Here is a 16,347-nt window from a genome sequence, read left to right as displayed (position 1 = left end):
CAGTTAACAAAGGAGTAAATGATGACTCGTTTGGTTCCCTTATTTATTGATGGTGAGTTTCGTGAGTCTCAAACCTCAGATTGGGTTGAAGTCACTAATCCCGCCACCAATGACGTAATCGCGTATGTGCCATGTTCGACAAATGCTGAGATGAAAGCGGCCATCGAAAGTGCGCAAACGGCTTTTCAATCTTGGAAAGAGGTGGCGGTATCAGAGCGAGCGCGTTTGATGCTTCGCTATCAGCATCTTTTGAAAGAACATCATGATGAAATCGCAACCTTGCTTTCGCACGAAACGGGCAAAATCTTTGCCGATGCCAAAGGCGATGTTTGGCGCGGCATAGAAGTGGTTGAGCAAGCGGCCAACATTGCCAGCAACCTGATGGGAGAAACGGTCGAAAATGTCGCGACTGACATCGACAGTTACTCGATAATCCAGCCTTTGGGTGTGTGCTGCGGTATTACTCCGTTCAACTTTCCTGCCATGATCCCGTTGTGGATGTTTCCCATCGCAATCGCGAGCGGCAACACTTTCGTTCTTAAGCCTTCCGAGCAAGTGCCTTTAACCTCGATTCGCTTAGCTGAGCTTTTTGAAGAGGCGGGTGCGCCAAAAGGCGTATTGCAGATCGTTCATGGCCGCAAAGATCAAGTCGATTTCTTGCTTGCTCATCCCGATATTCGCGCGGTGTCTTTCGTCGGCTCAGTGCCTGTCGCGCAGTACATTTACACCACGGGAACTCAATACTTTAAACGCGTACAAGCCTTTGCTGGCGCTAAAAATCACATGGTTGTCATGCCTGATGCTAACAAAGATCACGTCATCAACAACTTGGTGGGATCATCGGTTGGTGCTGCAGGGCAACGTTGCATGGCGATTTCAGTCGCGGTGTTTGTTGGCGAGTCAAAAGCCTGGATTGCGGATCTCAAACAAGAAATGGCGAAAATCCATCCCGGCGCTTGGGATGATGAGGATGCTGCGTATGGCCCTTTGATCAGTGAGCAAGCCAAGCAGCGAGTTTTGGGTTTGATTGAGCTAGGCAAACAACAAGGCGCGGTGTGTGAACTTGATGGCAGCCAATGTGAAGTTGAAGGGTTTCCCGATGGTAATTGGGTCGGGCCAACGCTGTTTAGCGGCGTAACGCCGAATATGTCGATTTACACCCAGGAGATCTTTGGCCCAGTTTTGGTGTGTATTGAGGTTGAGACGTTGCAAGAGGCAATCGAGCTCGTCAATCGCAATCCTTACGGTAATGGCACGTCGATATTCACCGCTAATGGCGCGGCAGCACGGAAATATCAGCACGAGATTCAAGTTGGTCAGGTCGGTATCAATGTTCCGATTCCGGTGCCTTTGCCATTCTTCTCCTTCACGGGTTGGAGGGGCAGTTTCTATGGCGATTTGCATGCGTATGGCAAGCAAGCTGTGCGTTTTTACACCGAGACTAAAACCGTAACGGCGAGATGGTTTGATGATGACATCCCAACAGGGCCGAATTTGACCATTCAACTGCGCTGACTACCCAGCAAGGAGCTTTTATGGACTTTGAACTTAATGAAGATCAACGTGCATTTGCCGATACGGCTCAGCAGTTTTCGTTAGAGTGTTTAGCACCAATGGCCGCAGAGTGGGATGAAAAACAGAACTTTCCTAAAGACGTATTGAGAGAGGCGGGAGAACTGGGTTTTCTCAGCCTCTATACGCCAGAAGAACATGGTGGTTTGGGGTTAAGCCGTTTGGATGCGTCGATTGTTTTTGAGCAGCTCTCAATGGGGTGCACGTCGACGACTGCTTTCATGACTATCCACAATATGGTGAGTTGGATGGTGGCGAGTTTCGCGACCGAAGACGTGAGAGCCAAATATTGTCCTAAACTCGTCACCGGAGAATGGTTGGGTTCGTATTGCTTGACGGAGCCCAATGCGGGGTCGGATGCCGCTTCGTTGAGTACAACCGCGCACAAAAAAGGCGATACATACGTGTTGAATGGCGGCAAAGCATTTATCTCCGGCGCAGGAGAGACGGATGTTTTGGTCGTGATGGCGCGAACGGGCGAAGCGGGTGCCAAAGGTGTGTCTGCATTTGTTGTTCCTGCTCAAGCTGACGGCATCAGTTATGGGCGAAAAGAGCCCAAAATGGGCTGGAACAGCCAACCAACACGCGCGGTTACGTTTGACAATGTCGTTATTCCAGCAAGTCATTTACTGGGCGAAGAAGGGCAAGGCTTCATATTTGCCATGAAAGGATTGGACGGCGGGCGCATTAATATCGCGACGTGCTCCGTTGGTACGGCGCAACAAGCTCTGAATCAAGCTACGCAATATATGCTGGAGCGAAAACAGTTCGGAAAATCGTTAGCGCAATTTCAGGCGCTGCAGTTCAAGTTAGCGGACATGGCGACGGAGCTTGTCGCAGCACGGCAATTGGTGCGTTATGCCGCCAGCAAACTCGATCGAGGCGATTCCGATGCGACGACGTACTGCGCGATGGCGAAACGCTTTGCAACCGACATCGGTTTTCAAATTTGCGACCAAGCGTTGCAGATCCACGGCGGTTACGGGTACATAAAAGAGTATCCCATGGAGCGTTATTTCCGTGACGTTCGCGTACATCAAATTCTTGAGGGCACTAACGAAATTATGCGTCTGATCATCGCGCGTCGTCTGCTCTCAGAAACGTCAGCGTTGCTCTAACAAGTTATCGGGTCTGCGCCATCAAAAGGGGAAGTCACATTATGCCATCAACGCCACAAGCCATTGAGCACACCATTCAAAATCACGTCGCAGTGATTACGATGAATAATCCCCCCGCGAACACGTGGACGGCAGATAGCCTTCACGCTTTAAAAGCGTTGGTGTGTACGCTTAACCAAAATAAAGACGTTTATGCCTTGGCCATTACTGGCAGTGGTGACAAGTTTTTCTCGGCAGGTGCGGATCTCAAGTTGTTTGCTGATGGTGACAAAGCACGCGCATTAGAGATGGCGCGCTGCTTTGGTGAAGCGTTTGAAACCCTTTCCGAGTTTCGAGGTGTATCTATTGCTGCCATTAATGGTTATGCCATGGGTGGTGGGCTAGAAGTGGCGTTGGCGTGTGATATTCGAGTGGTCGAAGAGCAAGCCATACTCGCGCTGCCAGAAGCGAAAGTTGGGCTGCTTCCTTGCGCTGGTGGCACACAAAACCTCACCGCGCTTGTTGGCGAAGGATGGGCGAAACGCATGATTCTTTGCGGCGAACAAATCAGCGCCTCTCTGGCAAAAGAACTAGGCTTAGCGGAGGAGCTAGTGCCAAAAGGGGAAGCCTTAAGTAAAGCGATTGCGATGGCTGATTCGGTTGCAAATCAATCGCCTTCTTCGGTCGCCGCGTGCAAAATTTTGATTCAAAACATGCGCTCTGCGCCACTCAAACACGGCTTAATGAAAGAGCGTGAATTATTCCTCGATTTATTTGATACAGAAGATCAAACAGAAGGCGTACGCGCCTTTCTTGAAAAGCGTCCACCTAACTGGAAGAACCAATAGGAGGCTTCATGGTAGGAACGGTCACCATTACAGAAATGGATTGTGTCGATGGCGTACATCGCATCGGCGTTGCGACGTTGGATAACACGCCATCACTGAACGCATTGACGTTCGATATGTTGCTTCAACTTCACGATCAATTGATCAAATGGCAACACGATCCGCACGTGGTTTGTGTGGTGTTAAGTGGTGCGGGAGAAAAAGCATTCTGTGCTGGCGGGGATGTGCGGGCGATGTATCACGTCATGCACAATGAGAGCAAAGAAGCGACCGTAGAATTTTGCACAAAATACTTTGCGTTGGAATACGAGTGTGACTACTTAATCCATACCTACAACAAACCCATCATTGGATGGGGTGAAGGCATCGTGATGGGTGGTGGCATGGGGCTGTTTATGGGCACAAGCCACAAGGTTGTTACGCCAATATCGCGTTTAGCCATGCCAGAAATCAACATCGGTCTATATCCAGACGTAGGTGGTACTTGGTTCCTTAGTCAAATCGATCCCGAAGTGGGTTTATTCCTTGGCTTGACCGGTGCGCTCGTTAATTCGAGTGACGCTGTCACTACTGGTCTGGCGGATTGGCTGTTGCTGGAAGAGCAATATCCCACTTTGTTAAAAGAGCTACAAAAAGTGCCATGGGGGACTTCTGGTGCGAAGGAACTGGTTAGTGCGCTGTTGGCGTTGTTGGAAGAACAAATCATCGACAGCAAACCAACCACGCAAATCTGCCCTCATCTCGAGCAAATCAAAGAAGCTTGCAAAGGCGTAGACCTAAACCTCATTGCTCAACGCATTATGGCGATGGAAGACAGCAGCCCGTGGATTGCAGGTGCGAAAGAAACATTTTCGTCAGGCAGCCCGATTACTGCTCATATCTGCTTTCGACAAGTCAAAGAATATCACCGTTTACCGCTTGCAGACTGCTTCCGATTGGAGCTGAGCCTGTCGGTTCGTTGTGCGCTCTTAGGGGAATTTGAAGAGGGCGTTCGCGCTCGCCTTATCGACCGAGATGGTGAGCCAAACTGGATGTTTAAAACGGTCAGTGAAGTCGATGAAGATGTCATCGACTTATTGTTTACCTCGCTTTGGGCTGACGATGAACACCCGCTCGCCAAGCTCGGTGAACAGCCGCTAGGTTAGCCGTTAGGTCAATAAGGAGAATAATCATGAGTACCATCGCATTTATTGGGTTGGGTCGAATGGGAAATCCAATGGCGCAGAACTTGTTAGCGTCAGGGTTTAACGTGCAAATATTTGACGTGGATGTGGAAGCCGCAAAACAACTGATGCCATTTGGGGCCGTGGTTGCGAGCTCGCTCGAAGAAGTGGTGGATGGTGCAAGCACTGTGATCACCATGCTTCCTGCGGGGTCTCACGTTCGGTCGGTGTATTTGGGGGACTTACACGGGGGCGTTGGCGTGATGAACCTTGTCGCACCGAATACGCTATTGATTGACTGTTCGACGATCGATCCCGATTCAGCAAGATTGGTTGCCAATGAAGCGGCAAACAAGCGTTTGTTATTTGTCGACGCACCGGTTTCGGGTGGCGTCGCGGGAGCTAAAGCGGCTACGTTGACGTTCATTGTCGGTGGCTCGGATGAGGCATTCTCAAAAGCGAACGCCATTTTGCAGTACATGGGGAAAAACGTTTTTCATGCGGGTAAAGCTGGCGATGGGCAGATGGCTAAAATCTGTAATAACCTGATGCTGGGTATTTTGATGTCAGGCACGTGTGAGGCGCTGAACTTAGGCATTGATCATGGGCTCGATCCAAAAGTCTTGTCCAACATCATGCTGCAAAGCTCAGGACGAAACTGGGCGTTAGAGCTTTATAATCCATGCCCGGGCGTGATGGATAGCGCGCCAGCCAGCCATGATTATCAGCCGGGCTTTATGAGCAAGCTGATGCTAAAGGATTTAGGTTTGGGATTAGATGCCGCATTGCAAACCCACTCCTCGGTGCCTATGGGAGCGTTGGCGCGTAACCTCTATGCATTCCATAACTCGAGCGGTCATGGTGAGCTCGATTTCTCAAGTCTGTTTGAATTCTATAAGAACAACAAATGAACATTGTGCTGGGAGCAATAAGCTCCCAGTTTCGATATTTCGTGTCTGAGCATCGACAAGTTTGGGAGAGCAAATATGGACATAAAAAATAGCGTTATTGCGATTACAGGTGCAGGGCAGGGGCTGGGCCAAATGATGGCGATTACCCTCGCTCAATCCGGAGCTGATTTGGCTTTGCTCGATGTGAATGAAACCGGTTTACGAGAGACACAATCACAATGTCAGATGTTAAGTGCGAAAGTGTTCACTTATCCGGTTGATGTGACAAATGAATCGGATGTGGAAGCGACATTTGACGCCATTCTTCAAGATTTCGGTCAGCTTAATGGACTCATCAACAATGCGGGAGTGCTGCGAGATGGTTTACTTGTAAAAGCCAAAGATGGCGTTATCAGCAAAATGTCGTTGGAGCAGTTTAATCTCGTCATGAATGTCAATGTCACGGGAACATTTCTGTGTGGGCGTGAGGCTGCTGTAAAAATGATTGAAAGTGGCTCACAAGGGGTCATCATCAATATCTCCAGCGTTGCTAGAGCCGGGAATATTGGTCAAACCAACTATTCCGCCTCCAAAGCGGCGGTCGCTACCATGGCAACAACGTGGGCACGCGAGCTTGCAAGGTACGGCATTCGAGCCGCTGCGATTGCGCCGGGGGTTGTACATACGGCGATGGCTGATCAAATGAAGCCAGAGGCGATCGAACGTCTAGAAAAGATGATTCCGGTAGGGAGAATGGGGGAAGCGAGTGAAATCGCTCATGCCGTCAAATACATTCTTGAGAGTGATTACTTCACCGGCCGCGTGCTTGAGGTGGATGGCGGAATCCGAATGTAAACGCTTTTTCAGAGAATGACTCCCTCAGGGAAGCATATTTGTCTGCTTAGTGACGAGTCGTATTGAGGGCAGGATCTGCTTTCTTTTTTATTACCAATACACATATTCATGTAGTAAATAAAATTCTTGCCATATTTAATTAAGAATAAATACCATTCAAATATTACGTGAAATCATTAATTTGATGTTAGTCACAATTCTTTGGTTTGATTTTTAATCATCTTATAACTATCACCGTATTTATGATCAATTCATCAGTCCGTTCTTTCCTGTCTATCTAACACCTTATTAAATATGGCTTTTACTCTGTGGCACGTCAGTTTTACGCGAGAGTTTTAGCTGGTGGTTTACACACCTAAATTTCATTATTGGAAGGTTAGTTTCCAGTTGTGACTAATGAGCTTTAACTTTTTCCTCCTCATAATGCGCCAAATGTAACATTGTGTTTCAAAGTGTAACATTAAACTCACACTGTAAGTGTGGTTTTAACCACGCTGCAATCCCGTTTGATACTCGATGATCCCAATGTTGCACATGCTCAACACATAAACATTCTAATGACTATAACAACTGGTTCTTAGCTTGATACCGAACGTAATGGCATTTGCTTTGAAACCAGACAACCATCGAGAAAGTTAATGGAAGCCTCAAGATATAAACGCATCTTGTCGAGGGGGAGTTTGGCGTGCGTCATACTTTTGCTCTCAGGATGTAATTCTGCTTTGCTTGACCCGAAAGGTGCTATTGGTGTCCAAGAAAAAGAGCTGATCATCACCGCTCTTTTGCTGATGTTAATCGTCGTGATCCCTGTGATTCTGATGACGATTTACTTCGCCTACCGATACCGAGCAAGTAACACCGACGAAGAGTACGCACCAGAATGGTCGCACTCGACCAAAATCGAAGTGGTGGTATGGACAATTCCCATCATCATTATCGCCATTCTTGCCACCATCACTTGGCGTTCTACCCACGAACTAGAGCCATCCAAACCTCTGGTGAGTGATGTCAAACCGATGACGATTGAAGTGGTCTCGCTTGATTGGAAATGGTTGTTCATCTATCCGGAAGAAAACATCGCGACCGTAAACTACGTGGCGTTTCCGAAAGATGTGCCTGTGACCTTTAAGCTGACGTCAGACAACATCATGAACGCGTTTTTTATCCCGCGTTTGGGTACTCAGATTTACGCGATGCCAGGCATGGTGACTAAGTTGAATCTGATCGCTAACCACGAAGGGGACTACAAGGGCTTTGCGTCGAACTACAGCGGCGAAGGTTTCTCGCAGATGAAGTTCACCGCATCGGCAATGCCGGATCGCGCGGCATTCCTAAATTGGGTGCAAAAAGTGAAAGCAAGCCCTGATCGAATCGAAGATTGGGAGCAATACAGCTCGCTGGCTGAGCCAAGCGTTGCTGCGCCTGTCACTCTGTTCTCAAGTGTTCCTCCGTTTCTGTTCAGCAACGTCGTGACCCAACATCCGGGTTCCATGAACTGTTTGCCTGAAAACCAAGGATAATCACATGTTTGGAAGATTAACTCTGGATTCAATTCCATATCACGAGCCGATCATCATCATCACGCTGGCGATCGTCGCGTTGGTGGGATTAGCCGTGGTGGTTGCCGTGACTAAAGCTGGAAAGTGGCAATACCTATGGAATGAATGGTTTACTTCGGTAGACCACAAAAAACTTGGCTTCATGTACATCGCTGTAGCGATGTTGATGCTTGTACGTGGCTTTGCGGACGCAGTGATGATGCGTAGCCAACAGCTACTTTCCTCTGCGGGTGAAGCCGGTTACTTGCCGCCTCATCACTACGACCAAATCTTTACCGCGCATGGCGTGATTATGATTTTCTTCGTTGCGATGCCGCTCGTGATTGGTTTGATGAACATCATCGTACCGCTGCAAATCGGCGCGCGTGACGTGGCTTTCCCGTACCTGAATAACTTAAGTTTCTGGCTGTTTGTTGTCGGTGTCATCCTGACGAACATGTCTTTGGGCTTAGGTGAATTTGGTCGTACCGGTTGGTTGGCGTATCCGCCGCTGTCTGGCATTGAAGCAAGTCCGGGCGTCGGGGTCGACTATTGGATTTGGGCGCTGCAGATATCTGGTGTCGGTACCACGCTAACGGGTGTGAACTTCTTCGCCACCATTTTGCGTATGCGTACACCGTCAATGCCTATGATGAAGATGCCAGTTTTCACGTGGGCGTCGCTATGTGCCAACATTCTGATCATCATTTCGTTCCCAATTCTGACTGTCACAATCGCACTACTGACGCTCGACCGTTACTTGGGCATGCACTTCTTTACCAATGATCTTGGCGGCAACGTGATGATGTACGTCAACCTGATTTGGGCATGGGGCCACCCAGAAGTGTACATCTTGGTACTACCTATCTTTGGTGTGTTCTCAGAAGTGACGGCAACTTTCTCGCGTAAAAAGCTATTTGGTTACACCTCACTGGTGTGGGCGACGATTGTCATCACTGTTTTGGCGTTCGTGGTTTGGCTGCATCACTTCTTTACCATGGGTTCTGGCGCGAACGTGAATGCCTTCTTCGGCATCGCCACGATGATCATTTCTATCCCAACTGGGGTGAAGATCTTCAACTGGCTGTTCACTATGTACAAAGGCCGCATTCGATTTACCACACCGATGATGTGGACAGTAGGCTTCCTAATTACCTTCACCGTTGGTGGTATGACGGGCGTACTGATGGCGGTACCGGGGGCGGATTTCGTTCTGCATAACTCTGTATTTCTAATCGCACACTTTCATAACGTGATTATCGGTGGTGTGGTGTTCGGCTGTTTTGCGGCGATCACTTACTGGTTCCCGAAAGCGACCGGTTTCACCATGAATGAAACTTGGGGCAAACGCGCATTCTATCTGTGGATTGTCGGTTTCTTGATGGCGTTCCTGCCGCTTTACGCGTTGGGCTTTATGGGTATGACCCGTCGTCTGAGCCAAGACATCAACCCGGAATTCTTCCCGCTATTGGCTGTTGCGGCGGCGGGCACGGTTGTGATCGCTCTGGGCGTATTGTCTCAGTTCATCCAAATCTACGTGAGTATTCGTGACCGTGAGCAAAACCGTGACCTAACGGGTGACCCGTGGGGCGGCCGTACATTGGAATGGGCAACGTCTTCACCTCCGCCGTTCTACAACTTTGCTCATCTGCCAAAAGGCGATGTACTGGACGCGTTCTGGTATCAAAAACAAAGTGGCGAGTTCGATCCAATGAAAGAAGTGGAATACGAACGCATCCATATGCCGAAGAACACGGCAACGGGTATTTATGTGTCGGCTTGGGCGCTGGTCTTTGGCTTTGCGATGATCTGGTACATCTGGTGGCTAGCGGCAGCAAGTTTGGTGGGTATCGTTGTGACGTGTATTCAGCACAGCTACAACGATGACGTGGATTACTACGTTGAAGTGGAAGAGATCAAAGCGATCGAAGCCGCTCGCCGAGCTCAGTTAGAAGAAGCGAAGAAAGGAACCGTGAAAGACAACGAAAACAGCGATGATCTGGAGGTGACCTATGCAAACTAATGTCGCAGCTCATCATGACCACGATCACCACCATGACACGAATGGCAACAAGCTGTTTGGTTTTTGGGTTTACCTGATGAGTGACTGCGTATTGTTTGCGACTTTGTTCGCGACATACGCGGTGCTGTCTAGCAACTCAATTGCTGGTCCTACAGGTAAAGAAATTTTCGAACTGCCGTTCGTGTTTGTCGAAACCATGTTGCTGCTATTTAGTAGTATCACTTTCGGTTTTGGCATTATCGCGATGAAGCGCAACAACGTGGCGGGTCTCAAGCGCTGGATGCTAGTGACGTTTGCGCTCGGTCTTGGCTTTATCTGCATGGAAGTCTACGAGTTCCATCACCTGATTAAAGAAGGCTATGGCCCGCAGACCAGTGCGTTCCTATCGGCATTCTTTACGCTGGTTGGCACGCACGGCTTGCATGTGACCTTTGGTCTGATTTGGTTGGCGGTGGCTTATCATCAGCTTTCTACCAAAGGTCTAAACGACAACATGGCGATGCGTTTTAACTGCTTGAGCCTGTTCTGGCACTTCCTAGACATTGTTTGGATCTGTGTCTTTACCATCGTTTACTTAATGGGGGTGATGTAATGGGCCAACATGTTGAAACCAGCTCGTCGGATTACGTAAAAGGCTTCGTTGCGTCGCTGATCTTAACGGTGATTCCGTTTTACTTCGTCTGGGCGCAAACGCTGCCAGCGAGTACCACTTACGTTGTGATGTTTACCTGTGCTTTGGTGCAGATTTTTGTGCACTTTAAGTACTTCCTACACATGGAAGCGAAAACGTCAGATGGGCGTTGGAATTTGGTGTCACTGATGTTTACCGCCATTGTTGTGCTGATCCTGATTGCCGGTTCGATCTGGATTATTTACAACATGAACGTCAACATGAAGTTGTAGGCAAGGGTATGCTGAAAAGTTATTTGTCTATCACCAAACCGGGCATTATTTTCGGCAACCTGATCTCAGTTGCGGCGGGGTTCTTCCTCGCCGCAAAATCAGAACCTGCGAGCCTGACGTTGTTTTTAACAACCTTGGCTGGCGTGGGGCTGGTGATTGCTTCAGGTTGTGCGGTGAACAATATTTTTGACCGCGATATCGACCAAAAGATGGCGCGGACACAAAATCGTGAGACCGTAAAAGGGAACATCAACATCGATGTCGCCTTTGTCTATGCTTTGGCGATGTTACTGGTGGGAACGGCGCTGCTGTTCCAATTAGTTAATCCGCTTTCGGCGGTCGTGGTGCTGCTCGGTTACGTCTACTACGTGTTCTTCTACACTATGTGGTACAAGCGCAACTCAGTATACGGCACTCTCGTTGGTAGCATCTCTGGCGCCGTGCCGCCATTAGTGGGCTACTTGGCGGTGACCAACTTCATCAGCTTAGAAGCGATTTTGCTGTTTACCATGTTCTGCTTATGGCAAATGCCGCACTCCTACGCGATTGCGATGTTCCGTATGCAAGACTATCGAGAAGCGGGGATTCCGGTTTTACCCGTTAAAGAGGGTATTCATAAAGCGCACCGACACATGAAAGCGTATGTGGTGGCCTTTGGCGCAGTATCGTTGGGATTATTTTTACTTGGTGAAGCCGGCTATGAATACTTAGCGGTTGCGGCTGTCGTTTGCTTTATGTGGACGAAAGTAACCTTTCGCAGCATTGACGACAGCAATTACGTCGCGTGGTCGAAGTCGGTATTTAAAGTCTCGCTGCTGGTGGTGATGGGGATAAGTGGTGTGCTTGGCGTCGAGTTGATACCTCTTGCTCTTTAAAGGCTAGACAACGGATAACCATAGTTTTAGATGCCTGCAAAAAGTGCTTTGCAATAGAACTCTGGAACTGTCAAAACATGGAGTTGAAGTGAGAGGATATTTTCGCTTTAACTCTATTTCATTGCATCTATTAATACATTTCCATTTTTGTGTTTTTATTTTCTCCCTTTCATTGACTGTGCACTCTAAAAATCATAATTTTAATAAATCAATGGCTTGCAAGATAAATTAACAATATCAGATCGAGTTACAAGTTGGTTGGATACTACGTGATTTAATATTGAAAATGGACTTAGGGCTGATAATCAACTTATATTGAAAAGTAATTTTAGCTTACATATTTAACAATTACAGAGATTTATTAGGCTAGTCGCATTTCGAAGAAACAGTTTCTACGTTTATAGACATTAAAAGATTACCATATGAAGATTTGGATAAAATCAAATCTGAGTCGTGTATAAAATGAAGTTTATAAAATTGTTAGCCTTAGTACTCTCGTTTCAATGCTTTGCACAAAATCAAGAGTTACATCTATCTCAAAACGTTGTGCTCGATGTCCCCTTATCAAAAACAATACTTCATACGGGTAATATACTTATATTTAAATTTGGCGATAGCCATATTTCTCATGAAGTTCTGAGTCCTAAAGAGTTTTTTTCTCCCATAGATTTAACTGGTGTTGAAAAAGAATTTGTTAGATCTCTGTTCAAGTTTACGGAAAACAGTTCATTTCCACAATGGTTAAACGCAGCTTCTAATGAGTTATCAGAGACATTAGGTATTACGAAGGATAATAAAGTTATTGAGGTTAAAGGTGGGCTCGAAATATTAGGGTTCTATGATTCTGAAAGCCAAAGTGGACAGCTTTTTATATTAGATACTAGTCTAATACATCATTTTACCTTTTTGGGCTCAGATGAGCTTTTTAAAAACCTTTATCAGTCAATTCGGGAGAAAAATAATGAGTTTAACAATTGAAGAAAAGAGAAACCTAAAGACATTCTGGATTAGTTTATATGGCCCTCAAGCAAATCAATGGCCAGTTAACGCGGACATGTTCGATTTAACATATAAACTTCTAGAAGAGTCAAAGAAATGTAGCGACCTAATTGACATGGTGCCAAGGCCAATGGCTGTGGGACAAAGTCCAATGAGTTGGCTTTCTTCTGAGGTCCGCGGTCGTTTGCTTAGGACATTGCGAAATAATAAAGAACACTATGTGCTTTGTGTAAAGCCAGCATCTTTGAAAATGAAAACTCAATTCGCTATGAAGGCCTCTGGCTTATAGAGCGGGCCTTGTGGAGAAGGGCTTACTCGGCTTGGCGCTTCTCCTAAACTATTTCCACCCAATATTCTGTTGTATTAAGACTCATCCCACCAAACCTTAACCCAGATTAAAGTTTTGTCCTCCCCAAAACAGTAAGGTGCGCCTTGTTGATGTTAAGTCTCAAGGATTCAGAGAAGGAACAGCCATGCAGTATGTATCGCTGTTCCTTTTTCGTTCTTGTTGATTTACAAACGCGTCAAACAATAAAAACGAATTAAGAGGACTGGTTTTGAGTATTTTGTTTTCCGAAGCCCGCATTGGCAGCATGACCCTAAAGAACCGCTTTGTGCGTAGCGCAACGTGGGAAAATATGGCGACTGAAGATGGCCACATGACGGCAAAGCTTTACGATATTTACGAAGAGCTTGCTAAAGGTGAAGTCGGGCTAATCGTCACAGGTTACGCCAATATCGTTGAAGAAGAAAAGCCCAACGCAGGGATGATGGGTATTTACAACGACTCTTTCATCGAAGAATACAAAAAGCTCACAGAACTGGTTCATCAGTACGATTCTAAAATTGTGATGCAAATTGCTTATGGCGGTACTAAAACCACCTACAACGTCGGTGAGCGCGTGATTTTTGCACCGAGTGATGTGCCTGAGCGCGGCACGAATACTCAAGGCAAAGCGATGACGAAGGATGAAATCGACTACATCGTAAAAGCATTTGCATTAGCGAGTAAACGAGCTCAAGAAGCCGGTTTTGACGGTGTCGAGATTCATGCCGCGCACACTTACTTAATCAACCAGTTTTTAAGCCCGTACTACAACCGACGCGAAGACGAATACGGAGGCAGCTTAGAAAATCGTATGCGTTTGCTTTTGGAAATTTATTCTGAAACCAGAATGTTGGTGGGGGATGCGTTTCCAATTCTTGTGAAGCTGACCGCGACAGAATTTTTTGACGGCGGTTTAACATTCGATGAAACACGCATCGTATGTAAGAAACTCGAAGAAGTGGGCGTTGATGCGATCATCGTCTCAGGCAACATTCACGGCAAAGCAAACGAACTTGTCGGTGAAAGATTCGATGGTTGCACACTGCAAGAAGAAGGCTATTTTCACGAATACGGGCAAGTGATCAGTCAAGATATTCATATCCCCGTGATTACGGTTGGCGGGTTACGCGATATTGATGCGATCGAGAACATTGCTGAGAATACCAACATCCAGTTTTTTGCTGTTTCACGTCCTCTACTCGCTGAGCCACAGTTGATTAAACGTTGGAAAGAAGGCAATCGCGCACCAGTAGACTGTGAACGCTGCTCTAAATGCCGAACTAAGCGCGGCAACTTCTGCGTGGTATATAAGAACCGAAACCGCCGCAGTTAGTGAGTTTACATAACCAATGAAGAAGCCTCCTCGTATCGAAGGAGGCTTTGTTTTATGGCCGTATTATCATAAACACTCGACAGCTGCGTTTTGGTTTGGCTTTTCTCATCAACTAAGTCCTATCGATTTTTTAATTCCAACTCATTGATAAAAAATGGGAATAATATTAATCGTCAAAAGTATCAATAATAAGACAGTGTTTCATAGATGAAACTCAATGGCGTTCTAAACTTTAAGCGTTTTTATTTCAAACTAGGCACGAGGACAAGGTAAAGGATCTGCAATATTGAACGCTCAATGGATTGCTGATTCTGCACTTTAGGTTTCCAAGCTTGTGCCGGAAGTGAATGATGACGCTCGAATGCGGTTTGTGTTGATGCGTGTGTTGTTTACTAGAAAATGACTACTAAAACGTCACGTTTAACAGTGAGGAAGCTTGTACAAGCTCGTAGTTGCATCACTTTTTACAAGCGCTCATGTAAAACGTGAGAGGCAACTAATATGAAGAGTTTAGAAAACACAACCATTGAACATTTCAAAAGTCACTTTCAAGGTGACGTCGTTTTACCTACCGAATCTAATTACGATGAAGTTCGCCAAATCTGGAATGGCATGATTGATCGCAAGCCGAGTTTGATTGCTCGCTGTAAGTCGACAGATGACGTTGTGATGGCGGTTAACTTTGCGCGAGACAATGGTCAGCTACTTTCTGTACGAGGTGGGGGACACAATATTGCGGGCAACGCTGTCTGTGATAATGGGGTCATGATCGACCTGTCGCTCCTTACCCAAGTCCGAGTTGATGAAAATGCCAAGAGAGCGTTTGTTGAGCCGGGCTGTACCTTAGGCGACTTAGACGAAGCCACTCAAAAACACGGGTTAGCGACCCCGGTAGGAATTAACTCTACCACTGGTATTGCTGGTCTTACTTTAGGTGGTGGTTTTGGTTGGTTGAGCCGTAAATACGGTATGACGATAGATAACTTAGTCTCTGCTAACGTCGTTACTGCCGACGGACGCCAATTGCTTGCCAGTGAAACAGAAAACGAGGATCTTTTCTGGGCGCTGCGCGGAGGCGGCGGTAATTTTGGCATTGTTACGCAGTTTGAATTCCAATTGCATCCCGTTGGCCCTGAAGTACTGAGTGGTTTGATTGTCTTCCCGTTTGATCAAGCTAAATCGATCATCACGCAGTTTGCAAAATTCACCGAATCTGCACCAGAAGAGTTAAGTGTGTGGATGGTGAGTCGTAAAGCACCGCCACTCCCATTCTTACCTGAAAGCGTTCACGGTAAAGAAGTTGTCGTACTGGCGATATGTTATGCAGGCGACCCATCCGAGGGTGAAAAGCTTATTGCTCCACTCAGAGATTTTGGTGACGCACATGGTGAGCATGTTGGCGTACAACCATTTGCTGCATGGCAACAAGCGTTTGATCCCTTGCTTACTCCGGGCGCACGTAACTATTGGAAATCGCATAACTTTAACTCGCTAAGCGAAGGTGTCATTGATGCGGCGATAGAATACGCAGGGAAGTTGCCATCGCCTCAATGCGAGATTTTTATCGCCTCTCTTGGCTGCGCGGCATCTAGACCAGAACCTGAATCTATGGCTTATTCTAGCCGTGACGCTAATTACGTATTAAATGTGCACGGAAGATGGGACGCCGCAGAAGATGACCAAGCTTGTATCGCGTGGGCGAGAGACTTTTTTGCCAAAACCAAACCGTATGCCAGTGGCGGTGCGTACATTAACTTCTTAACGCAAGATGAAGCCGAACGCACTGAATCCGCATATGGCCCAACGTATGCGCGCTTACAAGAAGTGAAGAAGAAGTTTGATCCAAATAACTTGTTCAGAATGAATCAGAACATCAAGCCAGAGTGAGTGACTCGATATTCTGTTCTTCGTTATGTTGTATCT

The 16,347-nt window shown here is 47.0% G+C and carries 15 protein-coding genes; all 15 read left to right on the top strand.

Going from position 1 to position 16,347, the window contains the following annotated elements; genetic code table 11:
- Nucleotides 1-21: 21 nt before the first annotated feature.
- The 15 genes from ACF8CV_RS04830 to ACF8CV_RS04760 all read left to right on the top strand — a co-directional run bounded on the left by ACF8CV_RS04830 (nucleotide 22) and on the right by ACF8CV_RS04760 (nucleotide 16,311).
- A complete protein-coding gene (locus tag ACF8CV_RS04830; RefSeq protein ID WP_025557327.1) occupies nucleotides 22-1,515 on the top strand; it encodes a CoA-acylating methylmalonate-semialdehyde dehydrogenase in 1,494 nt (497 codons plus the stop codon).
- Nucleotides 1,516-1,535: 20 nt separating this feature from the next.
- On the top strand, nucleotides 1,536-2,690 hold the full coding sequence (locus ACF8CV_RS04825; RefSeq protein WP_208871092.1) for an acyl-CoA dehydrogenase family protein: 1,155 nt from the start codon (nucleotides 1,536-1,538) through the stop codon (nucleotides 2,688-2,690).
- Between the two features lie 41 nt (nucleotides 2,691-2,731).
- Entirely contained in the window at nucleotides 2,732-3,517 is a 786-nt protein-coding gene (locus tag ACF8CV_RS04820; RefSeq protein WP_138937347.1) for an enoyl-CoA hydratase, read from the top strand.
- 8 nt (nucleotides 3,518-3,525) lie between these two features.
- Nucleotides 3,526-4,662: an enoyl-CoA hydratase/isomerase family protein gene (locus ACF8CV_RS04815; RefSeq protein WP_015313073.1), complete on the top strand. Its 1,137-nt coding sequence runs from the start codon at nucleotides 3,526-3,528 to the stop codon at nucleotides 4,660-4,662.
- 26 nt (nucleotides 4,663-4,688) lie between these two features.
- Nucleotides 4,689-5,591, top strand: a complete 903-nt coding sequence (gene mmsB, locus ACF8CV_RS04810) for a 3-hydroxyisobutyrate dehydrogenase (protein WP_005498503.1) — start codon at nucleotides 4,689-4,691, stop codon at nucleotides 5,589-5,591.
- Between the two features lie 75 nt (nucleotides 5,592-5,666).
- Nucleotides 5,667-6,425, top strand: coding sequence for an SDR family oxidoreductase (locus ACF8CV_RS04805; protein ID WP_005498505.1), 759 nt, complete (start codon nucleotides 5,667-5,669; stop codon nucleotides 6,423-6,425).
- A gap of 638 nt (nucleotides 6,426-7,063) precedes the next feature.
- Nucleotides 7,064-7,945 (top strand): ubiquinol oxidase subunit II, encoded by an 882-nt coding sequence (gene cyoA, locus ACF8CV_RS04800; protein ID WP_005455699.1) that lies wholly within the window; start codon nucleotides 7,064-7,066, stop codon nucleotides 7,943-7,945.
- Between the two features lie 4 nt (nucleotides 7,946-7,949).
- The gene (gene cyoB / locus ACF8CV_RS04795) at nucleotides 7,950-9,986 is read left to right on the top strand and encodes a cytochrome o ubiquinol oxidase subunit I (RefSeq protein ID WP_138937346.1); all 2,037 of its coding nucleotides are present in this window, start codon (nucleotides 7,950-7,952) and stop codon (nucleotides 9,984-9,986) included.
- Nucleotides 9,976-10,578, top strand: a complete 603-nt coding sequence (gene cyoC, locus ACF8CV_RS04790; RefSeq protein WP_138937345.1) for a cytochrome o ubiquinol oxidase subunit III — start codon at nucleotides 9,976-9,978, stop codon at nucleotides 10,576-10,578. The genes cyoB and cyoC overlap by 11 nt, the downstream gene beginning before the upstream one ends.
- A complete protein-coding gene (gene cyoD, locus ACF8CV_RS04785; RefSeq protein ID WP_005455698.1) occupies nucleotides 10,578-10,889 on the top strand; it encodes a cytochrome o ubiquinol oxidase subunit IV in 312 nt (103 codons plus the stop codon). Before cyoC ends, cyoD begins: the two co-directional genes overlap by 1 nt.
- Nucleotides 10,850-11,764: a heme o synthase gene (gene cyoE, locus ACF8CV_RS04780; RefSeq protein WP_196216431.1), complete on the top strand. Its 915-nt coding sequence runs from the start codon at nucleotides 10,850-10,852 to the stop codon at nucleotides 11,762-11,764. The genes cyoD and cyoE overlap by 40 nt, the downstream gene beginning before the upstream one ends.
- Before the next feature lie 462 nt (nucleotides 11,765-12,226).
- Nucleotides 12,227-12,742, top strand: a complete 516-nt coding sequence (locus tag ACF8CV_RS04775) for a hypothetical protein (RefSeq protein WP_045602988.1) — start codon at nucleotides 12,227-12,229, stop codon at nucleotides 12,740-12,742.
- Nucleotides 12,726-13,052, top strand: coding sequence for a hypothetical protein (locus tag ACF8CV_RS04770; protein WP_020835103.1), 327 nt, complete (start codon nucleotides 12,726-12,728; stop codon nucleotides 13,050-13,052). The genes ACF8CV_RS04775 and ACF8CV_RS04770 overlap by 17 nt, the downstream gene beginning before the upstream one ends.
- Nucleotides 13,053-13,320: 268 nt before the next feature.
- Entirely contained in the window at nucleotides 13,321-14,424 is a 1,104-nt protein-coding gene (locus ACF8CV_RS04765) for an NADH:flavin oxidoreductase (protein WP_023585042.1), read from the top strand.
- Nucleotides 14,425-14,925: 501 nt separating this feature from the next.
- Nucleotides 14,926-16,311 carry an FAD-binding oxidoreductase gene (locus tag ACF8CV_RS04760; RefSeq protein WP_138937343.1) on the top strand — a complete coding sequence of 462 codons (1,386 nt, stop codon included), beginning with the start codon at nucleotides 14,926-14,928 and terminating at the stop codon, nucleotides 16,309-16,311.
- Nucleotides 16,312-16,347: the final 36 nt, after the last annotated feature.

It is taken from the genome of Vibrio sp. zbq_1, assembly GCF_043102935.1.
Taxonomy (GTDB): Bacteria; Pseudomonadota; Gammaproteobacteria; order Enterobacterales; family Vibrionaceae; genus Vibrio; species Vibrio parahaemolyticus.
Note: the sequence above shows the minus strand (reverse complement) of the source record. Positions and strands in the feature narration are given on the sequence as shown.